The organism is Colwellia ponticola (assembly GCF_005885605.1).
GTDB classification, from domain to species: Bacteria; Pseudomonadota; Gammaproteobacteria; order Enterobacterales; family Alteromonadaceae; genus Colwellia; species Colwellia ponticola.
This window is the reverse complement of the sequence record NZ_SZVP01000010.1, coordinates 1-25,912: the sequence shown is the minus strand read 5'-3', so window position 1 is coordinate 25,912 and position 25,912 is coordinate 1. Positions and strand designations below refer to the sequence as shown.

Sequence of the window (25,912 nt, the reverse complement as noted above, 5' to 3'; positions counted from 1 at the left end):
CTAAAACTATTAAAAGCGACTATAAAACGACTAAAAGAAAAGTGACATTAAGACAGGGCTAATACTGCGCTCATGGTACTTGGCTGTTTTTACAAACACAAGTGATATGACCACAAAAATGTAAGATGATTCCAACTTTAATTGTGATCAGTTACAATGCCGCTTTCTTAACAACATAGGCGCAATACATGCCACAATATTTAGTGCTAACAGCGATGGGATCAGACCGAACAGGTTGTGTTAGTGAATTAACTAAATTAGCAAGTGAATGCGAATGTAATATATTAGACAGCAGAATGGCGCTGTTTGGCTCTGAATTTTCTTTTATCATGTTATTGACTGGTGATAGTAGAGCGATAAATAAAATTGAAGCAAGACTGCCTAAACTAGCGCATAGTTTAGACTTAATCACCATGATGAAGCGAACCTCTGGTCACAGAACGTTTGACTTAGTAAAGCATTATCAAGCAGAGTATTCTGGTATAGACCAACCCGGCATTTTAAAATCAATGACTGCTTTTTTTGCTACACGTAAAATAGACATTTCCTCGTTAAAGTCAGCCATAGACCCTAAAAACAACCATATGAGTGCCAATATATTATTTGCTTTAACCGAAAAAATTAGTTTTGACCAGCTAGAGCGTGATTTCTTGGAATTATGTCAGCAAACTGGCGTACAAGGTTGTATCAAAAAGGCGACGACTAATTTATTATAATGGCAACATGCTATCTCCTGCTTTATTGTTTACCCTAGACAGAATGATTTAACATCTCTAACATTAACATTGTTGAGCATTCAAAATAGTTCAGAGGTAAGCTATACGGCATACGTCACAAAAGAAACAAGTAAGCATAAATTTTTCAATACCTATTTAAACACCTAATAAATCAAAAGGAATAACATGATGGCAATCGAAGTAGGTCAAATAGCTCCTGACTTTACCCTCTTAGATCAAGACAGTATCCCTGTAACTTTATCTGAGCTAAAAGGGAAAAAAGCACTACTTTATTTTTACCCTCGTGCAAGCACACCGGGTTGTACAGTACAAGCTCAAGGGCTACGTGACACTAAAGCTGAATTAGATGCTCATAATGTAGTTGTATTAGGTATAAGCCCTGACACCCCCAAAAAGTTAACTAATTTTATTAATAAGCAAGAGCTTAACTTCACACTACTTGCTGATGAAGATCACAGTGTTTGTGAAAAGTACCATGTTTGGCAATTGAAAAAATTCATGGGTAAAGAAAATATGGGTGTTGTTCGCACAAGTTTCCTTATTGATGAAAAGGGTAACATTGAACATGTGTTCAATAAGTTTAAAACCAAAAATCATCACGAGGTTGTTTTAGCTGTATTAAATGAGTTGGATCAATAGTATTTCAGTAATATAACTTAACCCATAATTGAACTAATAAAAAACCTAAGCGAAATAATATCGCTTAGGTTTTTTAATGATTAAACCTGTGCTTCACTTTTATTTTCTGAATCTAACTCAGGTATTGAAGGCCAAGCATTGATCACGGCTTTGACCAATGTGGCTAACGGAATAGCAAAAAATACCCCCCAAAAACCCCATAAACCACCAAAAAATATTACCGCGATAATAATGATAACTGGATGTAAATTAACGGCCTCTGAAAAAAGTAATGGCACAATCACGTTGCCATCAATAGCTTGAATTATGCCATAAGCGAGCATAACGTAGCCAAATTCACTGCTTAACCCAAACTGAAAAAGAGCCACTAACAACACGGGAATAGTCACCACAGTAGCACCCACATAAGGCACAAGTACTGATAAGCCAACTAATACCCCGAGTAGTAATGAATATTGTAAGTCAAGTAACATAAAGGCGATGGTGGTAGAGGTACCAACAATGATGATTTCAATCACTTTACCACGGATATAATTCAAAATTTGTTGGTTCATTTCTTGGCTTACTTTAATGGCCATTCTGCGCTCTTTTGGTAAAAAATGCGTAATGTTGTTCATTAGCTCAGTTTTGTCTTTTAAAAAGAAAAACACCATTAACGGCACCAGAATTAAATAAACCATCAGCGCGACAATATCTGAAATAGAATTGAGTGATGCTTTTAAGGCGACTTGTCCCCACTCAAGTAAATTATTATTAACCATAGCAATAAAGGTTTTAATTTGGGTAACATCAACAAAGTCAGGATACTTTTCTGGCAACGTTAATAAGTAGTCTTGTCCTTGACTGATCATATGAGGAACTTCTTGTAGTAAGTTACTACTTTGTTTCCAAATAATGGGCATTAACCCTAACACCGCTAATAACGAAAAACCGAGAAAAGTAGCCACCACCACTATTGTAGCACTTAAGCGTGATATTGAGTGTTGTCTAAGTTTATTAACAGGTAAGTCTAACAAAAAAGCCAGCGCTATGGCGACAAAGACTGGCATTAATAAACTACTAAAAAAAGCAATAAACAACGCTATACAGGTTAAAATAACAACGAGAGTAACTGCGTGCGGATCAGAAAACTTACGCGTATACCAATCTTTAAATAACTTAAACATAATTACCTATTCTTAAAATTTTGCGTTAACTTTTGCATTAGTTTTTGCTGAAGGCGCTTCAATCTGTATCTCCACAGCACCATCATCAATGGTTTGTGCCTGATAACAGTAATTATATTTATCTAATAATTTGGGAATATCGTTTATGGAGCCAATATCATCAATTAAAATAATACATTGATCACCTTGATGCATTTTCTTCAGCAAAAAGCGTAAATTAACTAAAGGCACAGGACATTTTTGTCCTTTACCATCATATTTATAAATCATAAAAAACGTAAACAACTCTTTAGTTTGACTCTCTAATTTGCGACAATTAATCAATTGTGCATATTCGAGTTATCATAACGTACCTCTATAACCGTTACCATGTAAAGTATTGGGTTTAAGCGGTAATGAACCGCTATTTCACAACAGAACTATACTTGAGCAACATCGGTTTTTATACGTATAAATGTTATATAGAAATATGACTAAAACCAACTTAGACCAATCGAACTGATTTATTGAATACTTAGCGAGAATTAAATGACGACATTAAGCCAAAACGCTAATTTAAAAGAAATTAATGCGTATAAAAAGAAAATTAATTGGGGCGATGTTTCCGCTATTTATCATATGATATCTTCTTCACTAGGTGATTTAGATGGCATACTGACGCACGGTTTTGATAGTGCATATAAACAAATATTAAACCCAAACACTTGGAACTTAACGTTATTAGGCGCAGATAAAAATACTGATGGTAGTCTTAGAGTAAATAAAAAACCACAAATTATATTGCGCCACGAGTTTAACGACATAGGTTACGCTTTACATTGTTACCCAGCGATTGATGGTCAAGCAGTAACGCCACATATGATTAGCCAAGGTAATTGTCCTTTTAATAATTGGTTACCTGAAAAAATGCAGATACTGTTTCGTATTAATAGTTTTATTGCCTTCGCTATTTACTGTTTCCAAAGTGGTGATGACGCCGATATAGCGCTGTTAAAGTATGCCCATTACAAAGTTGAAAAATTAATTGGAATATTAAGCGAATCTTTTGAGATTATAACGGTCAGAGGTTATAACCTTGCTGAATTTTATCAAGAGATTGCGAGAAAAAACGGTGATATTCTTAACATGGACAGCTAACAATCATGTATCTTTATTGCTATCACGCTTAAATTAGCTACAACTTTGTTCCTAGGATGTCATATTGTTTAACCCAAAACCAATGTTCACTGCCTTAGCACTAGTGTTAGGTATTGCTACCATCACTAGTTTTAATGCAGGTGCTCTTGATAACGCTGCCAATAAAAATAAGTTACCAGACATCGGAATTTCAGGTTACAGCATATTATCAACCGATAAAGAGTTACAAATTGGTCAAGCGATGATGCGTCAATTACGTGGCTCACAACCCATCATTCAAGACCCTGTTTTGATTGAATACATCAATCACTTAGGTAATACCTTAGTCAAAAATGCTCAAGGCGTTAATTATGCTTTTGAATTTTTTATTATCAATAATAATGAGTTAAACGCCTTTGCCTTTTTTGGTGGTCATGTGGGTATCCACAGTGGTTTAATCACCACCGCTGACACAGAAAGTGAATTAGCCTCTGTTATTGCTCATGAAATTTCACACGTTACCCAGCGCCATTTAGCCCGCCGCCTTGAGTCGCAAAGTCAAACACAAAGTTTAACCATGGCGGCAATGCTCTCGAGTATATTACTTACCTTAGTTAATCCTACAGTAGGTATGGCCGCGCTTAGTGCAAGTATGGCCGCGACACAACAAGCAAGTATTAACTATACGCGTGGTAATGAAAAAGAAGCCGATAGCGTGGGTATTGCCTTACTAGCCAGTAGTGATTTTAATCCACAAGGCGCCGCCAGTTTTTTTAGTAAAATGTCTGCAAAATATCGTTATGCTAGCAAGCCGCCAGCAATGTTGCTTACCCATCCATTACCAGAATCGCGTATTGCTGAAGCTCGCCAACGTGCACTAAACTATCCGGTTAGACCTTTGCCACCGAGCTTAAGCTTTGAACTGACTAAAGCTCGCTTAAAAGCACGCTATCAAGGCGATGCTAGATCAAACATTAGCTTTTTTACTCAGCAATTAAAGCAAAAAAGTTATGCGCTTGAAGCTGCTGCAAAATATGGTTTAGCCTTGGCTTACTTTGAAAATAAGCAAGTCAATGAAGCAATAAAACTACTGGAGAGTTTAGCGCAAAGTGATGCTAATAATTTATTTTATGTTGATGCGTTAACCGATACCTATATCGCTAATAACCAAACCAACAAAGCAATTAACATGCTTAAACAACTCAACTTGTTTATGCCGAATAATCAAGTGGTGAGTTTAAATTATGCTAATGCATTACTTGCCAATAAAGACTATGATCTTGCTGTTCAAATATTACAAGATTTCTTATTAGTCAACCCCAGTAACTTTATTGCTTATGATATATTAACAACGCTATATCGCTCTCAGGATAAAATAGGATTAATGCACATGACCAAAGCTGAAGCACTGGCTTTACTAGGCGCATATCCCAAAGCGATAGATGAGTTACAAACCAGCTATAACTTTCTTGAAGAACAACCGTTAATGCAGAAAAGAGTCAAAGCGCGTATTTTACAATTACAAGAGCAAGAAAACCGTTTAAAGCGGTTATAGTACTATACGGTATCATTGCTCAATATAGTGGCCTAATATTGCTACTAAAAATAACTATTCGATTAAATTAGCCAAGGAAAAACAATGTTCACTATCTATCACAATCCAAGATGTTCTAAAAGTCGTCAAACGTTAGCGTTACTTGAAGAGCAAGCACAACAAAATAATCAAGAGGTTACCATTGTAGAGTACCTAAAAACGCCACTCTCTGTTGATGAAATAAAACAGTTATCAGTACAACTTAGCTGCTCTGCATTGAAGATGATGCGCGTTAAAGAAGCAGAATTTACTGAACAAAATTTAAAAGGTGCTACTGATGATACGCTTTTTAATGCTATGGCCAATACACCAAAATTAATTGAACGTCCTATTGTCTCTAATGGCAGCAAAGCCATTATTGGTAGGCCTCCTGAAAATGTTCTAAGCTTTTTTTAATCGAATAAGCGCCACTTACCTTCCAATACTATTAAGCAGACCAATGAATAAACAAAGATTTTCAACAAGTACCTACAAAAGAATCGCCTTAACGGGGTACTTCGCTTTACTCATCTTCATGCCGTTATGGCTAATCGTGCTCAGTCCAAGTGAAAGTTTAAGCATTCCTACGGCATTGATTATGTTCACCTTACCCTTGTTATTCCCTTTAAAGGGAATGCTACAAGGCAACCCTTTTACCTATGCTTGGTCTAACTTTATTGTCTTAATTTATTTTTTACATAGCTTAACAACCCTTTGGGTATTGCCAGCAGACAGATTATGGGCGTTGTTAGAATTGTTTTTTGCTAGCACTATGTTTTTTGGTGCCACCTATTACGCTAAATTTCGTGGGCAGGAGCTTGGTTTAAGCATTAGAAAAAAGAAAGAAGACCAGGCAGAAAAAAAATAACGCATTGCTATTTCATCAATAAAGTAGTGAGAAACAGAGAGAAAAAACGCGACTTTAGTTGAGTCGCGTTATTATATTCACCCGTAAAATCCATTATTATCGCTATACAGTTAACTGAGATAGCATTAACTATTGCAGACTAAGCACTTCCTTAATAAAAGGAATAGTAATTTTTCTTTGTTCTTGAATTGATGCTTTATCTAAGACATCCAATGATTTAGTTAAACTCCCCATATCACGACTTAAGCGGTTAAGTAAAAATTTAACCACTTCATCTGATAAGATCAAACCACGTTGTGTTGCACGATACTGTAATGCCGTTATTTTCTCTTCATCATCAAGGGGCTTAACTTGCTCAGTTAACCCCCATGAAAGCCTTGAAACAAGATCAGGTAAGCTAATACCAAGTTGTTGCACACTCTCGTTACCTGAAATTAATAAATATTTATTGTGTTCAAGTACGCGATTATATAAATCAAAGATGGCTTGTTCCCATTGATTGTCGCCAGCAATTAAATGAATATCATCTAAACAAATTAAATCGATATTCTCTAAGCCATCGAGAACGGCTACTGGAAGTTGCTTCAACTCTGCACATGATAAGCACACAGAAGATTTTCCTAATTGCGCAGCATAACTGCTGCTTGCATGTAATAAGTGTGATTTACCAGCGCTAGTTAAACCAAATAAGTAAAACCCGTGAGGGGATTCTTGTTGTTGCTCAATATATAATTTGAGCTGACTTACAATACTTAAGTTCGCTTCACTTTTATAACTGTCGAATGTTTCATCATCAGGTAATTGTACCTTCAAAGTAAGTTGAGCGACTTGCTTCATCCTTGCTCCCAATAAAAAACAGGAATATTAGGGATAATCGTTTGTGGTATCACTTGTTCTTGTTCTTGTTCTTGTGCTTGTTCTTGTTCTTGTTCTTGTTCTTGTTCTTCGTCAGTATACGTATCATAACCGGCGTCAAGTTCCGTCAATGATTGCTGCTCCTGTGCAGTACTATCAATAATCTCATTCGCCACTGGAGCCGCTGCATTTTTTGCTGCGGTATTATCATCACCAAGAATAATGACCTTCATTGCTTGACTGCGGTTATTAAAACCGCCTGTCGCTTCGGTATTAATAACCATATTATCAAGGTAATTGTGTTGAGTACTTTGGCTATCAATTGGCGTTTCAATTTTTTGCGTTAACTTGTTATTAAGTTTTAAAGACGCGATAAGTGAAGCCTTTGAACCAATTAACTCTAATTTAAAATGACGAATATCGCCTTGCACACGCGTTAACGTAACCGTCTTAACCGCCGATAAATTGATAAGGAAGTTAGCAACCGCAGTATCACTTTTTAATGAGGTAATATTTTGTACTTCAATAATAAAATTATTTTCCGCCGCTGTTGATAACGCGTAAGATTGGTAAATCAGCTCGGTAATATCAGCTAAGCCTTGAGTGATTAAACTCATTTTATCAACCCCCTGATATTGCTGAGTGTACAAAGCACCTTGCATATATACTCTCCAATCAAGCACTTTAGGCATATTAGCTTGTTGTTGGCATAACAAATCACAAGAACTATTGTTTGATACCGTTCGGCTATCAGGAATTGAACCTTGTGAGGCTAAGTTCTCTGTATTTATACCTGTGGTTATGTCTGTAGTTAAATTTTCTGATAGGTGCTTATCAAGCACTAAGCTAGAATCTGACACTCTCATCACGACAACCATATCGGCAAGGTAACGTAATGAGGCTTGTTGCACATGCTCGTGTGAATAATGCCAAAAATCAGTTAGCACTACCTGCTCATTATCGATTAAATCCATTAATGGCATGGTAATAGGCAAACCACGCTGCACAGAAAAATCATGGATATTTAATGGGATTATTGAGTCTGCATCCGCGGATACTATAGAGCGCGTTGTACCTTGCTCATCAATTAACCATAAAAGAACCTGCGGGCGTAAACTGCCCCATAAGGCTAGGTCAGCTGCTTTAAACAACTCATTTACTTGGTCTTCGTTAAACATGACTATCAAGCTTAGCTGCCCATCATTACGTTGATAACGATACTGGCTAACGTAACGACTGGCATTTTTTTGTGCTGTTTGTAGTACCTGGTGAGTTAAGCTACTGTGCTTACCGCCCACTTTTAAAAATACAGCTGCCAGTGCTTTTTCTATAGCGTGTTCACGCTGTTCTTTATCTTGTGAGTCAACGACTACATTAGCTTGGTATAAGCCATCTACTTCAAGTGCCGCTACCTTACTAATAAAGAAAGAAAATGACAGTATTATTGAGACAAGTGGAAAATATATAAGGGGAAATCTAAGCATAGCGATTAAAACTTTCAAAAACTCTCTGATTTTATATCTTTTATATTACCACATCACCAGCAAGTAACACCTGAAAAAATCAATAAATCCTGTTGAAATACCGTAATAAAATAAAACAAGCTAAGATACTGTTTCATATCTTGAGTATGGACCTTTGCGCTGTTAGAATAATGCCCATAAAATACTGTCGGTAAATTCTGAGGTTTCCCCGTGAGCGAACAAAAACAGTCGTTAAGCTATAAAGATGCTGGTGTTGATATTGATGCTGGTAATGCCCTTGTTGAAAACATTAAAGGTGCGGTTAAACGCACTACACGCCCAGAGGTTATGGGTGGTTTAGGTGGTTTCGGTTCGGTTTGTCAATTACCTACCGGCTATAAAGAGCCTGTATTAGTTGCTGGCACCGATGGTGTTGGTACTAAGTTACGTTTAGCGATTGATTTAGCTAAACACGATACTGTTGGTATCGATTTAGTTGCTATGTGTGTTAACGATTTAATCGTTCAAGGCGCTGAGCCTTTATTCTTCCTTGATTACTACGCAACCGCCAAACTTGATGTTGCTGTTGCTTCATCAGTCGTTGAAGGTATTGCACAAGGGTGTATTCAAGCAGGTTGTGCGCTTGTTGGTGGTGAAACTGCTGAAATGCCAGGTATGTACCATAAAGGCGATTACGATATTGCTGGTTTTTGTGTTGGTGTCGCAGAAAAGTCTCGTTTAATTGACGGTACTCATGTTGCTGCGGGCGATCAACTTATTGCCCTAGGCGCGTCAGGTCCTCATTCAAATGGTTTCTCATTAATTCGTAAAGTATTAGAAGTGAATAGCACTGATACCAATGAATTACTTGACGGTAAGAAAATTGCTGACCATTTAATGGAGCCAACTAAAATCTACGTTAAGTCGGTACTTGAACTGCTTAAAAGCGTTGATGTTCATGCTCTTTCTCATATCACTGGTGGTGGTTTCTGGGAAAATATTCCACGTGTATTACCTGAAACTGCCCAAGCAGTCATTAATGGTGATAGCTGGGCATGGCCAAGTATTTTCAACTGGTTACAAGAAAACGGCAACATTACCACACATGAAATGTACCGTACCTTTAACTGTGGTGTTGGTATGGTTATTGTTGTACCAGCTGATAAAGTTGAAGAAAGTATCGAAATATTAACAGCGCATGGCGAAAAAGCTTGGCATATTGGCGAAATAGCTGATAAAGCCGACGGCGAAGAGCCGGTTGTTTTTGCCTAATAGTTAACGGTTTACTTTAATAACACAAATATTTTAAAAAGGGGCTATTGATAGCAGTTAATTATTAACACTGGTATCAATAGCCCCTTTTAGTTAGCTTACCGCTAGCACTAATAAATGAAAATAGTAGGAAATTAGCAGCATATGTCGAGCCGAATAGTAGTATTAATCTCTGGTGGAGGCACTAATCTACAAGCGATTATTGATGCTTGTACTAACAAAAATTACCCTGCAGAAGTGGTTGCAGTTATTTCTAATAAAGTCGATGCTTATGGCTTAACCCGCGCTAAAGATGCGGGTATTGAAGCCGTGGCGCTGTCCCATCAAAATTTTGAAAATCGTGAAGATTACGATCAAGCATTGATCCAAAAAATTGATAGTTTTACTGCTGATATTATCGTGTTAGCTGGTTTTATGCGTATTTTAACACCCGGTTTTGTGCAACATTACCAAGGGAAGTTACTTAATATTCATCCGTCTTTACTACCTAAATACCAAGGCTTAAATACCCATCAACGTGCTATTGATGCAGGCGATACTGAACACGGCGTTAGTGTTCACTTTGTCACCGAAGAGCTTGATGGCGGTCCGGTAATTTTACAAGCCAAGGTGCCAGTGTTTGAGGGTGATAATGTTGATGATTTAGCTGCTCGTGTGCACGAACAAGAACATCGAATTTATCCGTTAGTCGTTAAGTGGTTTGCCCAAAAAAGACTCACAATGCAAGGTGACAATGCTGTGCTAGACCACAACATATTACCTGCATCAGGTTACGCAAACGACGAATAACTAAATAATTAGCAGAACGTTAAACACTTTTTTACTGTTAAAAATCCAGAAGCTGTTAGTATAATCTACTCATTAGCTTTTGGATTTTTATTTATTATGCGAATTACCTCTTTATTACTTAGTGTTGTTACTGCACTTTCAGCCGCTCTTTTTATTTTTCCTAGCCAAGCACAGCTACCAAGCTCCTCAGTAACGCCACCAGAAAAAATAACTTCTACGCCTTTAATACCGGCTTATCGAGCGACTTATACCTTACTGCATAAATCAGATCCTGTTGGCACTGCCATCAGAGAATTAACCTACCTAGAAAATAATAAAGTAAAGTATCATTATGAAACAGATATAAGTTGGCTCATTTTTTCTGATAAACGCAGTGAAACCGCTATTGTCTCAATAGACAATAATAAAGTTACACCATGGCAATATGATTATGAGCGTGAGGGAACAGGTCGTGATAAGCGTTACCAATGGCAGTATAACTTGACTGAAAAAACGGCCCTTGATCTGAAAAAAGATAAAAAAATAACACTCGACTTTACTGATGGTCTATTCGATAAACTGAGTTACCATTTACAAAACCGTTTAGATTTAATTACCAACCCTGAACAAAAACAATTTATTTACCCCGTTATTAGTACTAGCGGTTCTATTAAAGATTATCAATATCAATATGACGATACCGAGACACTTACACTACCCTTTGGCTTGGTCAACACTATACGTTTAAAACGAGAAGTCATCGAGAAAAAACGTATTACCTATGCTTGGTTTGCGCCTGAATTAAACTATTTACTGGTTAAACTCTATCAAATAAAAGATGGCGAGGAACAATTTGAAGCACAATTGTTAACGCTAGAAACTAAATAAAACCCATAAGATATGAAAATACAATAAAATAAAGTGAGTATCCCCCATGCTCATTTTATTAGTCCCCTAAATTCTCTTGTAAACTCACTACTTTTTTCTCCACTGTTAGCTAACTCATGTGATCTGCACTTTTTAGTGCCTATTTTTTAGCTATAGGTCTAACTCTCTAAGCTCCCCAACTACTCTACTTAGCTTGTCACTACAGACATTATAATTACGTCTTCAGTGTATGTTTTGCAGTAAACATACAAGAGATTATCGCCAAAAAACATAAATAATGCTTGAATAACCACCAAATAAGAGATACTGTTCATTTATACAGTATCTTTATTACCACCTAACACAGGGCAATACTATGTTCACAATCAATACCATTAACAACAAAATAACAGAGCAGGTTTGGTTAAAATTAACTAGTGTTGCAAACCATCAAGAATTATCTTCACATTACGTCACTATCTGCCAGCAATATAACCAAGATAAAAAATGGTTATTATTTATTAACCCAGAAGAGTCTTCATTAGAGCAATTAGCACAAAGCCATGGCGTTGATGTTTCAAAAGTACTTTGTGTGAGCTTTAAAGGTAAAAATAAAACCAATAACTTAACAGATATTAACTCTGCGCATTTAGATATTGAACATATTAAAAATGTTTTACGCCGCGGTAATTGTTCCGCCGTAATTCTATCAAATGCCTCTTTTGATACTGATGAAATTATCGCGCTCAATGACTGCGCACGTTTAGGAGAGACGCGCTGTGTGCTACTTAAAAATACCATGAAAAAACAATCACTTGTTAATGATGCAAACATTCATTAAAAAACGGCGCCCCGCTTATCTTGTCTAACTTAAGTTCAACAGATTACATAAATAATAAACTGTATATATTCCTACAAACCGTATTGTTAACAGCACTACGTTTTTTTTGTATCACTATTTTTTTAGCTAAGATTCAACCCTTGTTTTGCTTTGATCTAATACTTGACGTATAAAAAACAAACACAACCAGTTGGGATTAACACTATATTTCTGCTATAATTTCGCGCCCGCTATTAGCGGTACAATATTTCTAATAGTGCTGTTACTTAACGGTGCTTTAATTTGATAGTGCGATTTGATAATGCAGAGGTTTAACCATGTTGCAATTATCAGTGTTTAGCAACGTAGTAATTTAATATGAGTTAACTCTCAATGAGAATGGTGATATGGCTTCAGTAAAAAAACAAATAATTTCACAAAAACAACCGGGATTATTTGATTATCCAAAATACTGGGCAGAGTGCTACGGCACCGCACCTTTTTTGCCTATGTCTCGCAAAGAAATGGACATCCTTGGTTGGGATAGTTGCGACATTATTATTGTCACCGGTGATGCCTATATTGATCATCCCAGTTTCGGTATGGCTATTATCGGTCGAATGTTAGAAGCGCAAGGCTTTCGTGTTGGTATTATTGCTCAGCCAGAATGGCGCTCAAAAGATGCGTTTATGGAATTAGGCAAACCCAATTTATTTTTTGGTGTGACCGCCGGTAACATGGATTCTATGATCAACCGCTACACCGCTGAGCGACGCATGCGCCATGACGATGCGTACACACCTAATGATGAAGGTGGCAAACGCCCCGATCGCGCGGTAACTGCTTATACTCAGCGTTGTAAAGAAGCCTATAAAGGCGTGCCTGTCATTATTGGTGGCATAGAAGCAAGTTTACGCCGTATTGCTCATTATGATTATTGGTCAGATAAAGTACGTCGCTCAGTACTGTTTGACTCAAAAGCCGATTTATTAATTTTTGGTAATGCCGAACGTCCTTTAGTTGAGATTGCTCATCGCATCGCCCGAGGTGATGACATTAAAAGTATTACTGACGTTAGAGGTAGTGCTTTCTTAACGAATCAAGCATTACCCGGTTGGAAAGGCATTGATTCACGAGATATCGACCGACCAGGCAAAATTGATCCTATTTATAGCCCTTATGAAGAGATAACTCCAGAAAGCTGTAGTGATAATGAAGCAAAAACAGAGCAAGCAGCGTTAAATAACGACATCACTAAAACAGCACAACCTATTGAGATTGCTGACTATCGCAATAAATCATGGGAAAACAAAGCTAAGCCTTGGGAAACCACTTATATAAATTTACCGACGTTTGAGCAAGTACGAGACAATAAAGTGCTTTATGCCCATGCTTCGCGTATTTTTCATCAAGAAGTTAATCCTACGTCTGCTAAGCCTCTGGTACAAAGCCACGGTACACGCCTTATTTGGTTAAACCCACCGGCTAAACCATTATCAACACAAGAAATGGATGGTGTATTTGGTCTTGAATATCAGCGTGTGCCCCACCCTAGCTACGGTAAGGCAAAAATTCCTGCTTACGATATGATCAAAACGTCAATTAATATTATGCGCGGCTGTTTTGGTGGCTGTACTTTTTGTTCAATTACTGAACATGAAGGTCGTATTATTCAATCGCGATCTCATGAATCAATTATTAATGAAATTGAAGATATAAAATTAAAGGTCCCGGGTTTTACAGGTGTTATATCAGACTTAGGTGGTCCTACTGCTAATATGTATCAGCTTAACTGTAAAAGTGAAAAAGCTGAAGCAACCTGTAGAAAGCCTTCTTGTGTTTGGCCAACGATTTGTGGTCACTTAGATACCGACCATACGCCAACCATAGAACTGTATCGTAAAGCACGTAAAGTTAAAGGCATTAAAAAAATATTAATTGCCTCTGGCGTTCGTTACGACTTAGCCATTGAACATCCAGAGTATATACAAGAGTTAGCAACTCATCATGTGGGTGGTTATTTAAAAATTGCCCCTGAGCATACTGAGCAAGGGCCACTCGACAATATGATGAAGCCAGGGATGGGCAGTTATGACAAATTCAAAGAAATGTTTGATCATTATTCAATACTTGCTGGTAAAAAACAGTATTTAATCCCTTACTTTATTTCTGCGCATCCAGGGACAACCGATAAAGACATGGTTAACTTAGCTCTATGGCTAAAGGACAATAACTTTAAGTTAGATCAGGTACAAAATTTTTATCCTTCACCATTAGCGAATGCAACGACGTTATACCATACCGAGCTTAATTCCTTGCGTAACATCACCAGTAAGAATTTAGCAAAAGATATTGGCAAAGTTACCGTACCTAAAGGCACCATACAACGACGTTTACATAAAGCTATTTTACGTTATCATGACCCCGTTAATTGGCCTCAAATTCGTCAAGCGTTAACAAAAATGGGCTTAACTAAACTTATAGGCTCTGCGCCAACGTGCTTAGTCCCTAAAGAAACCCGCGCTGAAAAACAATTAACAACAAAAGGTAGGCAAGGTAAAAACAATGCTCAAGGCTTTAAAACAAGTCCAGGTCAAAATAGACCTAAATTCGGGCAAGGAAAAGCCAAGAATACCCCTGCGCATAAAAAAGGCTTAACCCGTTTTTCTGATAATCAATTTAGTGACGGGCAAAAAGTAAAATAGCCTAAATAAAGCGCTACTACTTATTCAATAAGCAACTGAACATTTATCTGTTGCTTAATAATAAGATAGTAGCGCCTTTACAGCGCTATTAACTATTGTATTTGTCTCGTGTATAATCGCGCGCATTTATTATATTTAGCGCATGTATATAGGCTGTATCAGCAGTCACCACTTTAATGGGCTAAAGTTATTAATGAGTCAGTACTTAGCCAGTAAATTAAATCACTGTTTTTTAAACTATCACTTTCTATCACTTACTTAGTCAAAGACTAAAAAATTAACTATATCAGTCAATGTACTGACTTATTTAATTTAGTAAATTTTAACATTCGACGGAACTCATCATGCTAGCAGCTAACAATATCACTCAACAATTTGGCGCCAAGCCATTGTTTGAAAATATCTCACAAAAGTTTGGTGGCGGTAACCGCTACGGCTTAATCGGCGCCAATGGTTGTGGTAAATCTACCTTTATGAAAATATTAGGCGGTGATTTAGAACAAACTTCTGGCAACGTTAATCTTGATACGGGTGAGCGTTTAGGTAAATTACGCCAGGACCAATTCGCTTTTGAACATTACAGTGTTATTGATACCGTGATCATGGGACATACCGAATTATGGGCGGTAAAAGAAGAACGTGACCGTATTTACGCTTTACCTGAAATGACTGAAGCCGACGGTATGAAAGTAGGTGACTTAGAGTCGCAGTATGCCGAAATGGATGGTTACAGTGCGGAGAGTCGTGCTGGCGAATTATTAATTGGTGTCGGTATTGCTGTTGAGCAACATTACGGTTTAATGAGTGAAATAGCCCCTGGCTTTAAATTACGTATATTACTTGCTCAAGCGTTGTTCTCAGACCCTGATATTTTATTACTTGATGAACCAACCAACAACTTAGATATTCATACCATTCAATGGTTAGAAGAAACCTTAAATGAACGCAACTCAACCATGATTATCATTTCCCATGATAGACATTTTCTTAACAGTGTTTGCACCCATATGGCCGATTTAGATTACGGTGAGTTACGTGTTTATCCCGGTAATTACGATGAATACATGTTAGCGGCAACGCAAGCCAGAGCTCGTTTATTATCTGATAATGCCAAGAAAAAAGCACAAATAGGTGAACTACAAGCCTTTGTTGCACGCTTTTCTGCTAATGCGTCAAAAGCAAAACAAGCCACGTCACGCGCTAAACGTATAGATAAAATTCAGTTAGATGAAGTAAAAGCCTCTAGCCGTAGTAACCCGTTTATTCGTTTTGAACAAGAGAAAAAACTCTTTCGTAATGCTCTCGTCATAGAAAACCTTAACAAAAGCTTTGACGGCTCTCAAGTACTTAAAGATATTTCGGCCTTAGTCGAAGTCGGTGAACGCATTGCTATTATTGGTGAAAATGGTATTGGTAAAACCACTCTATTACGCACGTTAGTGGGCGATGTTAATTATCAACAAGACGCTGGTGAGTATACTTGGTCTGACAATGTTAATATCGGTTATTATGCACAAGATCATGAATATGAATTTGAAAATGATATGAACTTGTTTGAGTGGATGAGCCAGTGGCGTCAACCTACTGATGACGAGCAAGCGGTTCGTGGCTACTTAGGACGTTTACTTTTCTCAGCTGATGATATTAAGAAAAATGTCAGTGTGCTCTCTGGTGGTGAAAAAGGACGTATGTTATTTGGTAAGTTAATGATGCAAAAACCAAATATATTAGTACTTGATGAACCCACTAACCACATGGATATGGAATCTATTGAATCATTAAACATGGCATTAGAGCAGTACGAAGGTACCTTGTTATTTGTTAGTCACGACCGAGAGTTTGTGTCGACCATTGCCACACGTGTTATTGAATTAACCAGCGACGGTTATGTTGATTTTGCCGGTACTTATGATGAGTACTTAGCTAGCAAAGCTTAACTTGACTGTGAGTTTACGTTTACGTTTACGTTTACGTTTACGTTTTCATGTAACCTACATGTAAATCACTTAATGGCTATCAATACACTTTGATAGCCGTATTCCTTTCTATTATTACTTTCCTCTAAGGAACTATCTTGCTTAGTTATCGTCACGCTTTTCATGCTGGCAATTTTGCCGATGTCCTAAAACACAGCGTTTTAACACTGGTTTTAGATTATATGACCCGTAAAGAAAAAGGGTTTTGTTACATAGACAGTCACTCTGGCGCTGGTATGTATCAACTGGCTGATGAATATGCTCAAAAAACAGGTGAGTATAAAAACGGTATCGCCAAAATTATTAACGATGCTGCGGCGCCTGAATCACTAGAGCCCTACTTATCTTTGATTAGCAGTCTTAACCTTATTAAGGTAAATGAAGCGAGTGATAACGTAAATAATAACGCAACTAATGAGCTTGAGGTTTATCCGGGCTCTCCAGGCATAGCTAAAGCGTTTGTTCGTCGTCAAGACAGTAGTCATTTATTTGAATTACATCCAACAGATATCCAACACTTAACTGATTTTTGTCAGCGCTGGCGTAAAGTGTTTGTTAAACAATCAGATGGTTACCAAGGGGTACTTGGCTTATTACCACCGCCAAGTCGTCGAGGTGTAGTACTTATTGACCCACCTTATGAGCTTAAAGAAGATTATACAAAAGCGGTCAAAACAATCATCAAAGCCTATACAAAATTCTCAACCGGTACCTATATTCTTTGGTATCCTGTCGTAAAACGCGAATTAGTGTTGGCAATGGAGCGAGACTTTAGTCATAGCGAAGTAAAAAATCTACTACAAGTAGAACTGTGTTTAGAGCAAGATAGCGATGAATATGGCATGACCGGCACAGGGCTATTTATTGTTAACCCGCCCTGGCAATTAACGGCACAACTTAAAGAAATACTGCCTTATCTAAAAACAAAGCTAGGGAGTGATGACACAAGCTATACGGTTAAACAGTTAATTGCAGAGTAATAGTAAGTAATAGCGACTTACATCGTAATAATAACAAAGCCCATTAAATCATTTGATCTAATGGGCTTTTACGACATTTTACTGATTAATTTTTTTTTGCTCGATGAAATTCTGGTGATTTAAGTATAAATAAATCATCTACATAGAACTGCTCTGCACTACTTTTTTCCCACCAATGTCGCCACGTTTCATCAAGATCTAATGTATTAAGTAACGGTTCAACTAACGCATTAGCAGCTAAAGGAGCAACCAAACTGCCCATAGACATTTGTACGCCATAAGGTGAACGGCGCTTTACCATTTGAGGTACTAGTTTAGTCGGATCATCTAAGCCCATACTCCCCACTAATTCAAAAAAGCTCGCTAACGTATTATGATGAAAGTTTTTCACTCGCTCACTTTTATTAACAATGTTAACCGCTTTTGAACGAATAGGGTCTTGCGTGGCAATACCTGTTGGGCAAAGATTGGTATTACAATGCCTTGATTGAATACAGCCAATAGCCATCATCATTGTTCTTGCGGCATTGACCACATCGGCGCCAGCAGCAATTTTTGCTAACAAATCAAAGCTTGAGGCTGTTTTACCCGCAGCAATTATCTTTATTTTGTCTCTAAGCCCAACCCCAATGAGCGCATTATTGACAATATAGATTCCTTCTAAACAGGTTACCCCTAAGCGATTACTAAACTCAATAGGGGCGGCACCAGTACCTCCTTCAGCGCCATCTATCGTAATAAAGTCAGGGGTAATACCTGTTTCTAGCATGGCTTTACACAGACTTAAAAACTCCGCAGGATTACCAACACATAATTTAAAACCAATAGGTTTAAAGCCACTTAACACCCTCAATTGTTCGATAAAAGCTAATAATGCTTTCGGTGAGGTACACTCAGGGTTAATGGCTGGTGAAATACAATCTTTTCCTTTGGGAATATGTCTAATGCGAGCAATTTCATCGGTAATTTTTTCTTTAGGCAACACACCACCATGACCAGGTTTAGCGCCTTGACTTAATTTTACTTCAATCATTTTTACTTGTGGTAGCTTTGCAGTTACTTCGAAGCTACTCGGATTAAAACGTCCTTGCTCATCACGACAACCAAAAAGCCCCGTGCCTAGTTGCCAAACAATATCGCCACCATGTTTTAAATGATACGGGCTTGCACCACCTTCACCGGTATTATGATAACAACCGGCTTTTTTAGCGCCTAAATTAAGCGCTTCAATAGCGTTAGTACTTAACGAGCCAAAGCTCATTGCTGATATATTTAAATAAGACGCCGAGTAAGGTTGCTGACAGCGCTCACTGCCAATAACCACTCGCTTAGCACTCTCTTTTACATGAGTAGGAGCCATTGAATGCCATAGACTTAAATAATTTTCTTCAAGTAAATTACGCTGGGTACCAAAAGCAATGGTATCGCGTTCATTTTTAGAACGTTGATACACTAACGAACGTTGTTCGCGGTTAAAAGGCAACTCTTCGGTGTCGTTAGCAATAAAATATTGTTGCACTTCAACGCGATAAGATTCCAAAAAATAACGCAAATAAGCCACTACAGGATATAAACGATTTAACGCGTGGCGACTATAAAAAATGTCATGTAAGCCAATAATGCTATAGGTTAAGGTCACGAATAGTAAAATAAAGCTAAAGAAACTTTGGCTATACATATAGAAGTAACCTGCGAGAAAATTACCAATACTGGCAATTAACCACAGCACCTTTTGCATTATGGTCATGAAAATCCTTATAAATGATAATAATCAAACAGCCTTATAAAATAACTTACACAAAATAACTTATCATGAGAAATTAAATAACAAAGGCGTTTTTAATATATAAAAAAGACAACCGATGTTGCCTTTAATTTTATTAAAGATGGTAAGGTAAAGTGCCCATTTTAGCTAGTACTTATACTGGAGTTTTTCAAGCTAGTTATCTCCTCCAGTTGAATTTCTTCCTAGCGCAGAACGATGCTCGATATGTTATAACAAGACTAATTTCTTTCGGTTTACTCATGCCACATCAAATAAATTTAACGATGTTAGTGCGCATCGAGCCAGCTCTCAAGGTTCGAGTACCTAATATAAAGTAAAGATTTACATGCGCCGTTATTTATTTTGACTGGACTGATTTTGACTGGACTGATACACGGAGGTGACATATTGGGGAGTGTCGGTATTTATTTTTCTGAATAAGCATTTCAACCAATACCTTGTCTTTAAGATATTTAATTCTCGCTGCTCGCTAAGTGGAAAAGCACTTAATCAACTTGGTATTATAATGATTAGTTAGCACTTTAGTTTGCATTTCAACGTTTACCATATAAGCTTATATTTAACTTAAACAATATAATTGCCAGTCAACAATTCTATTACACGTTATGTTGGTAGCTGCCAATACTTAATAACTTCCTTAAATACTTGAGATATTGTCATAAAAGAGATGCTTATGAATAAAATCAATAGTCATATAACTTGCCGTAGCGTGAAAAAATATAAACTCTTTTTACTGATGGCAACATTAGGGGCAACGACATCGCATTACAGCCACGCACAGCAAATAACTCTCCCATCTGAGTCAACTAAGAAAGAATATCAGCTTGAACTCGAGCGACAAAAAAAAATACTAACAGAACAAGGTCGTGAAATTGAAAATTTAAAACGTTTGATTAAAGACGTAAACAGCAAAACAGTAAATACGCCCCAAAATAGAAACACCTCTGCTAAAAAAAATAAAAAGTCGAACCTTGTTAATAAACCTGTAGGAAAAGCCCCCCCTAAAAAACCTACGCATATCGATGTCTCTGCCATACCTAAATTAAGCACAAATAATAGCGGAGTGCTTACCAAAGCAGGAACTTTAATAATAGAGCCTAGATTGGGTTATTCATATACCGATTCTAACCGTGTATTTCTCGATGCCTATTCATTTCTGCCTGCGCTAGTCGTTGGTTTAATCGATGTAAGAGAAATAAAGCGTCATACTATTATAGGCAGTATTGGTAGTCGATACGGTTTAACTGATAGGTGGGAAGTCGATTTAAAAGTTTCTTATATCGGGCGTAATGATAGCCAACGATCTCGACCTATTAGTATAGGCGCTAGCCAAGATGAAATTTTTACCGCCAGCGGTGGTGATATTGGAGATCTTGAGTTTTCTACGCGTTATCAACTTAATTCTGGTATGGGCGGTGGTGCCATCTATGTCTTTAATCTTGTTGCTACTATACCCACAGGTACAAGTCCATTTGAGGTTGAGTATGTAGAATCTGCCCCTGGAACTGTTTTTCCTATTGAATTACCAACAGGCTCAGGATACTACAGCGTTCAACCAAGTTTAACAGCAATTTATCCAACCGATCCTGGTGTACTTTTTGGAAACATAAGTTATGGTAATAACTTTGAAACAGATGAAGAAGTAGGCACTGTTGACCCTGGTGATAGTTTAGGCTTTAGTTTTGGTTTAGGGTTATCGTTAAATGAACGCACTGCTATCAGTTTAAGTTATTCACATAAGCATGTATTAAAATCTAAAATTGATAACGTTAAAATTAATGGTAGTGAACTCGATATTGGTCAATTCATTATTGGTTATTCTTTTAATTATTCCGCACAAACTAACTTTAACTTATCACTCAATATTGGTGTCACTGATGATGCTCCAGACATGCGGCTAAACTTTAGGGTACCTATGATGTTTTAGCTTACTATTTTCAATTTAATTCACTGTGCGATAACTGCCTACTTGGTTTGCACTAGATCAAAAGTACTACTTTTACCAATACAGTACTTTAGCCTTATCACGACTATTATTGCAACAAACATCAAAAATATGGGAAAACATTTTCATAAACCTAGCTCGTTGATTAATTCATTCAGCGAAATAGCTAGAGGATATTTTTAATTGAGTACAAAACTACTCAATAGCTAGAAAGTGTTAAGGTTAGGTTTGGCTCAGCAGAGGCTTATTAATAACATGTCGCCTATGCTATTCTAAATGGTGACTGCTTTATACGAAATGCTATAAAATACGTGCAGAGGTTGTTGCTAGTAAACTCACGTTTACCTTGCCAACAGTTAATTTGATAGGTTTTTGATGAGTCTTTGCTTACTTATCATCGACAATAAAGGTTCGAAGCACTCTTTATGTTAGAAGTTTACTAGGCTATCAATACGCTATAGCGCTAATGAGTAAACAAGTAAGCTGTCAGACAAGATGAATTGATAACTTACCTTATATTTTTAATGAGTGTAAATTGAAAAACTGATTATTACTTGGCGTTAAATTGATATTATTTAAATTTTTAATATCGATATTGATATTATTGATAGTTTGTAGTGTTTGGTTGTCTAGATCATTTTGAATAATTGAGTGAAATAAGGAGTCAGCTATTTGATTAGATGATTTCTTCGCTAATTCAGTGTTATTTAATTGTCCATTTTTGATTAAATTCAAGTTATTAGGTATTTGAAAATAAGCGCTTGAGGTCTCTTCACCATTTCTAAATATACGTTTTTCAAAACTTATGTCAATAATCACGCCATTAGGTAAAAGAAACCCTCCGCGTGAACCCGCTAATTTAGTATCTGGTACTTTTCGCCATTTTTCCATGGCTAATGATTGCTCAAAAGCTATATTATCGTTGTTAATTGCTGAAGCAAAAGTTGAGTTAACTATGATAAAAGTTACTACTATTCTTCGTAAAATAATTATGTATAATTTTTTTAAAGATATAGTTAGGTTTATATTCATGTGAATACCTATATTTTAGTTAACATAAAAAATTGCCATTAAAAATCAATTGCTGATGGTTTAAACATATCGAATAACGCTAAACTAGAATGATCTACAGCGAGACCTAAATGAGCTTTCACTCGGAGCTTCCACTCCTCTTGGCTTTGATAGTGATTGGATGCTGTATCTTTTTTATCTTGAATAACAAACAAAATTTGATTGTTCCACATTTTTTGAAATTCAGCTCTACTATAAACTTTAATTCCAATAGCAGGGTCACCAACCAGTACTTCTTTTTCATCACTACCTTTAATAATAACAAAGTGCATATAACCTTTATTATTAATAATAGTTATTGCCGGAATTTCAGCTTTTGCTAACTGCTTAAGCGTGATTTTAAAACCATTAGAACGGTAACCTCGACGTGATAAGTAATGTTTCATATCTAATAACGAGAAGCCATGCTTTTGTATTTTTTCTTGATTACCATTGCTAAACATATCTTTAAATACATTAAACTCATCTATAACATCATCATAGTGAAAAGATAATAAACTGGCCAATGTAGCAGAACCGCAGCTAAAGTCGTATTGTTGCTTATAGATAGTTTTAAAGCGTTGCTCTTTAATACTTGAAACACCTATTGAAAAATTTCCTCCGCTAAAACCACCTCCTAAGTTGACTCTACTAGCATGTACTGGGGTAACTAATAGTAGTGCTAATGCTAAAAATATTGTCAATACTTTGCTCATAACAGTTACCTTACTCTGGCGATATTGTAATGGTAATGATAGTCGAGTCTTGAATGATGACATTATTACCCGTATTTTGAATAATTGAAAACACACCGCTAGCATCATTAAACGAACCTTGATCTATGATGTTATAACCCGTAACACTATTGCTGGCATCATTATTGGTTAACACGGCTGCTAAATCGGCATTGTTAGTCACATCAACAACACCACCAAGGCCTCTGGCTCCATCTAAATCGCCAAGTGCTACCGGTAAAAGTCCAACTATCGAATTTTCTACAAAAACATCTTCGGCAAAGGTTGTGCTACTCATTATGAACAAGATAAACAAGATTAATAAACTTATACTCTGATATAGGTTTTTCATAGCCTTTATCCTTATAGGAAGTTGCTGACAATAATGCCAGCAACTTTTTAACCTCATTTCAGGTAAATCTTAATGTTGTTTTACTATTATGGATTTACATTAACATTCCCTTGAAATGATACCTGTTGCTGCGTTAATGCATTATTACCAAGGTTTTGTACATTTTGGTTAATACCTGCAGTACCGTTAAAGGTATCCGTCATATTATTACTAGACGTTTTTGTAGAAGCATTATCAAAGTTATAAGCAACACTATTATCAGTTACTGTACCCGTTAATGCAGATTCGTTAACACTATAGGTATAGGTTGTAGTTGCGGTGCCACCATTATTTGCTGCAGATGTTCCCCAACCTTCAGCCCATGCAGAACTATTGTCGCTGTTGTCGCTGTTGTCGCTATTATCGCTATTGTCACTGTTATCGCTGTTATCAACACTAGCGGTACTACCATTATTAGCTGAAGCTGAGCGGTGATTAGCATCGGCATAACTGTTGTCACTATTATTACTATTATCACTATTGTCTGAGTTATCAGTGCTCGCTACTCCTCCATTGTTAGCAGCGGCAGAACCCGTGGCACTTGCCTTAGCCATACTATTATCAGAGTTATTTGAGTTATCACTATTATCAGAGTTGTTTGAGTTATCATTACCGCTATCTGAAACAGCTAAATCGATACTATTATCTGAATTATCAGAATTATTTGAACTATCACTATTGTCAGAATTATCGGTATTATCAGACATATCATTACCATTATCTGAAATAGCTAGCGCATTACTATTATCTGAGTTATCTGAGTTATTTGAACTATCGCTATTATCCGAGTTATCGCTATTGTTCGAATTATCGGTATTATCAGAGTTATCATTGCCGCTATCAGCAATAGCAAGATCGTTACTGCTATCAGAGTTATCGCTATTATTCGAATTATCGGAATTATCAGAGTTATCATTACCGCTATCAGCAATAGCAAGATCGTTACTGCTATCGGAGTTATCGGAATTATTTGAACTATCGCTGTTATCTGAGTTATCGCTATTGTTCGAGTTATCAGTATTATCAGACATATCATTACCATTGTCTGAAATAGCTAAATCATTGCTATTATCCGAGTTATCTGAATTGTTTGAACTATCGCTATTATCTGAATTATCACTATTGTTCGAATTATCGTTACCACTATCAGCAACAGCAAGATCGTTACTATTATCTGAATTATCTGAATTGTTTGAACTATCGCTGTTATCCGAGTTGTCGCTATTGTTCGAGTTATCAGTATTATCAGACATATCATTACCATTGTCTGAAATGGCTAGATCGTTGCTATTATCCGAATTATCAGAATTATTTGAACTGTCGCTGTTATCTGAGTTGTCGCTATTGTTCGAGTTATCAGTATTATCAGACATATCATTACCATTGTCTGAAATGGCTAGATCGTTGCTATTATCCGAATTATCAGAATTATTTGAACTGTCGCTGTTATCTGAGTTGTCGGTATTATCAGACATATCATTACCATTGTCTGAAATGGCTAGATCGTTGCTATTATCCGAATTATCAGAATTATTTGAACTGTCGCTGTTATCTGAATTATTGGTATTATCTGAGCTGTTATTACCCGAATCTGCTATACCAACATCTAAATCATTACTATTATCAGAATTATCTGAGTTATTGGTATTTGCGCTAGAACTTTCACTAGCTGCCGCTGATGAATTATCAGCATCAACACCTTCACCTTCTGCCCATGCTAAGTTAGCGGCGGAACTAAGTATTAAAGCAATACTTACTGCTAGTATGTTTTTGTTAAAAGATTTCATATTTTATACTCCACTAAGAATTATTTAGTAACTACCAATCTCATTGAAATGACTATGTTGTTATTAAAAAAGAAAAATAGCGACTCTTAAAACGTCCGTATAAAGCGTGTATACCTATATAATAAAAAGCGTTAACCATAATTAGAAGTTAACATATATCTGAATTCAGCGGCTTTGTATTCACAGTGAATAGTAGTCTACCGCTAACTTAAAGCGCCATTAAAAGCACCTCAAGAAATACTTAAAAAATACTTAATGATACTTAAAAAAACCTTAAAAAAGCCTTAAAAAAGCCTTAAAAACACCTTAAAAACATGACGTGGTTTAATGGATTCGACTACCCCAGTTAAGACATAATAAGCTTAACTGGAGAACAGAAATGGCAAAACGTAAAAAATATACCAAAGAATTTAA

Annotated in this window: 23 protein-coding genes; 14 read left to right on the top strand and 9 right to left on the bottom strand. The window is 36.7% G+C overall.

The features are described 5' to 3' along the window. Positions 1-188 precede the first annotated feature (188 nt). Both FCS21_RS10920 and bcp read left to right on the top strand, forming a co-directional pair. Positions 189-716, top strand: coding sequence for a glycine cleavage system transcriptional repressor (locus FCS21_RS10920; RefSeq protein ID WP_138623297.1), 528 nt, complete (start codon positions 189-191; stop codon positions 714-716). 186 nt (positions 717-902) lie between these two features. Then, positions 903-1,376, top strand: coding sequence for a thioredoxin-dependent thiol peroxidase (gene bcp, locus FCS21_RS10915; RefSeq protein WP_222927967.1), 474 nt, complete (start codon positions 903-905; stop codon positions 1,374-1,376). Positions 1,377-1,456: 80 nt separating this feature from the next. Here the strand turns inward: bcp and FCS21_RS10910 are convergent, their stop codons facing one another. Together FCS21_RS10910 and FCS21_RS10905 are read right to left on the bottom strand one after the other, a co-directional pair. Beyond that, positions 1,457-2,542: an AI-2E family transporter gene (locus FCS21_RS10910; protein WP_138623295.1), complete on the bottom strand. Its 1,086-nt coding sequence runs from the start codon at positions 2,540-2,542 to the stop codon at positions 1,457-1,459. 12 nt (positions 2,543-2,554) lie between these two features. Continuing rightward, positions 2,555-2,812, bottom strand: a complete 258-nt coding sequence (locus FCS21_RS10905; protein WP_138623293.1) for a sulfurtransferase TusA family protein — start codon at positions 2,810-2,812, stop codon at positions 2,555-2,557. A gap of 258 nt (positions 2,813-3,070) precedes the next feature. On the opposite strand from FCS21_RS10905, the gene FCS21_RS10900 reads away from it, so the two are divergent. From FCS21_RS10900 to FCS21_RS10885, 4 genes are all read left to right on the top strand, one after another. Next, positions 3,071-3,679: a hypothetical protein gene (locus tag FCS21_RS10900; protein ID WP_138623291.1), complete on the top strand. Its 609-nt coding sequence runs from the start codon at positions 3,071-3,073 to the stop codon at positions 3,677-3,679. A 64-nt stretch (positions 3,680-3,743) separates the two neighbouring features. Continuing rightward, the gene (bepA, locus tag FCS21_RS10895) at positions 3,744-5,213 is read left to right on the top strand and encodes a beta-barrel assembly-enhancing protease (RefSeq protein ID WP_246047181.1); all 1,470 of its coding nucleotides are present in this window, start codon (positions 3,744-3,746) and stop codon (positions 5,211-5,213) included. Between the two features lie 84 nt (positions 5,214-5,297). Next, positions 5,298-5,648 carry an arsenate reductase (glutaredoxin) gene (arsC, locus tag FCS21_RS10890; RefSeq protein WP_138623289.1) on the top strand — a complete coding sequence of 117 codons (351 nt, stop codon included), beginning with the start codon at positions 5,298-5,300 and terminating at the stop codon, positions 5,646-5,648. 43 nt (positions 5,649-5,691) lie between these two features. Beyond that, positions 5,692-6,099: a DUF2069 domain-containing protein gene (locus FCS21_RS10885; protein ID WP_138623287.1), complete on the top strand. Its 408-nt coding sequence runs from the start codon at positions 5,692-5,694 to the stop codon at positions 6,097-6,099. 129 nt (positions 6,100-6,228) lie between these two features. On the opposite strand, the gene hda is transcribed toward FCS21_RS10885, so the two are convergent. After that, entirely contained in the window at positions 6,229-6,936 is a 708-nt protein-coding gene (gene hda / locus FCS21_RS10880) for a DnaA regulatory inactivator Hda (RefSeq protein WP_138623285.1), read from the bottom strand. Then, positions 6,933-8,456 (bottom strand): DUF2066 domain-containing protein, encoded by a 1,524-nt coding sequence (locus FCS21_RS10875; protein ID WP_246047179.1) that lies wholly within the window; start codon positions 8,454-8,456, stop codon positions 6,933-6,935. The genes hda and FCS21_RS10875 overlap by 4 nt, the downstream gene beginning before the upstream one ends. Positions 8,457-8,648: 192 nt before the next feature. Between FCS21_RS10875 and purM the strand changes: the two genes are divergently transcribed. From purM to FCS21_RS10840, 7 genes are all read left to right on the top strand, one after another. Next, the gene (purM, locus tag FCS21_RS10870) at positions 8,649-9,689 is read left to right on the top strand and encodes a phosphoribosylformylglycinamidine cyclo-ligase (protein ID WP_138623283.1); all 1,041 of its coding nucleotides are present in this window, start codon (positions 8,649-8,651) and stop codon (positions 9,687-9,689) included. A gap of 144 nt (positions 9,690-9,833) precedes the next feature. Beyond that, positions 9,834-10,478 carry a phosphoribosylglycinamide formyltransferase gene (gene purN, locus FCS21_RS10865; protein ID WP_138623281.1) on the top strand — a complete coding sequence of 215 codons (645 nt, stop codon included), beginning with the start codon at positions 9,834-9,836 and terminating at the stop codon, positions 10,476-10,478. 96 nt (positions 10,479-10,574) lie between these two features. Next, a complete protein-coding gene (locus tag FCS21_RS10860) occupies positions 10,575-11,345 on the top strand; it encodes a DUF3108 domain-containing protein (protein WP_138623279.1) in 771 nt (256 codons plus the stop codon). 355 nt (positions 11,346-11,700) lie between these two features. After that, positions 11,701-12,165 (top strand): hypothetical protein, encoded by a 465-nt coding sequence (locus FCS21_RS10855; protein ID WP_138623277.1) that lies wholly within the window; start codon positions 11,701-11,703, stop codon positions 12,163-12,165. A gap of 386 nt (positions 12,166-12,551) precedes the next feature. Then, the gene (locus tag FCS21_RS10850; RefSeq protein WP_138623275.1) at positions 12,552-14,849 is read left to right on the top strand and encodes a YgiQ family radical SAM protein; all 2,298 of its coding nucleotides are present in this window, start codon (positions 12,552-12,554) and stop codon (positions 14,847-14,849) included. Between the two features lie 344 nt (positions 14,850-15,193). Next, positions 15,194-16,786 carry an ABC-F family ATPase gene (locus FCS21_RS10845; RefSeq protein WP_138623273.1) on the top strand — a complete coding sequence of 531 codons (1,593 nt, stop codon included), beginning with the start codon at positions 15,194-15,196 and terminating at the stop codon, positions 16,784-16,786. A gap of 137 nt (positions 16,787-16,923) precedes the next feature. Next, complete coding sequence (locus FCS21_RS10840; RefSeq protein WP_138623271.1) at positions 16,924-17,805, top strand: 23S rRNA (adenine(2030)-N(6))-methyltransferase RlmJ; 882 nt, start codon at positions 16,924-16,926, stop codon at positions 17,803-17,805. A gap of 85 nt (positions 17,806-17,890) precedes the next feature. Here FCS21_RS10840 and FCS21_RS10835 read toward each other — a convergent pair whose 3' ends face one another. Next, complete coding sequence (locus FCS21_RS10835) at positions 17,891-19,552, bottom strand: FMN-binding glutamate synthase family protein (RefSeq protein ID WP_138623269.1); 1,662 nt, start codon at positions 19,550-19,552, stop codon at positions 17,891-17,893. A gap of 712 nt (positions 19,553-20,264) precedes the next feature. Between FCS21_RS10835 and FCS21_RS10830 the strand changes: the two genes are divergently transcribed. Then, positions 20,265-21,518, top strand: coding sequence for a transporter (locus FCS21_RS10830; protein WP_138623267.1), 1,254 nt, complete (start codon positions 20,265-20,267; stop codon positions 21,516-21,518). 531 nt (positions 21,519-22,049) lie between these two features. Here the strand turns inward: FCS21_RS10830 and FCS21_RS10825 are convergent. The 4 genes from FCS21_RS10825 to FCS21_RS10810 all read right to left on the bottom strand — a co-directional run bounded on the left by FCS21_RS10825 (position 22,050) and on the right by FCS21_RS10810 (position 25,498). Then, a complete protein-coding gene (locus tag FCS21_RS10825) occupies positions 22,050-22,568 on the bottom strand; it encodes a hypothetical protein (RefSeq protein ID WP_138623265.1) in 519 nt (172 codons plus the stop codon). Between the two features lie 38 nt (positions 22,569-22,606). Beyond that, positions 22,607-23,302: a C39 family peptidase gene (locus FCS21_RS10820; protein WP_138623263.1), complete on the bottom strand. Its 696-nt coding sequence runs from the start codon at positions 23,300-23,302 to the stop codon at positions 22,607-22,609. 10 nt (positions 23,303-23,312) lie between these two features. Further along, positions 23,313-23,618, bottom strand: coding sequence for a hypothetical protein (locus tag FCS21_RS10815; RefSeq protein WP_246047177.1), 306 nt, complete (start codon positions 23,616-23,618; stop codon positions 23,313-23,315). Positions 23,619-23,758: 140 nt separating this feature from the next. Continuing rightward, positions 23,759-25,498, bottom strand: a complete 1,740-nt coding sequence (locus FCS21_RS10810) for a dentin sialophosphoprotein (RefSeq protein ID WP_138623260.1) — start codon at positions 25,496-25,498, stop codon at positions 23,759-23,761. Positions 25,499-25,912 lie beyond the last annotated feature (414 nt).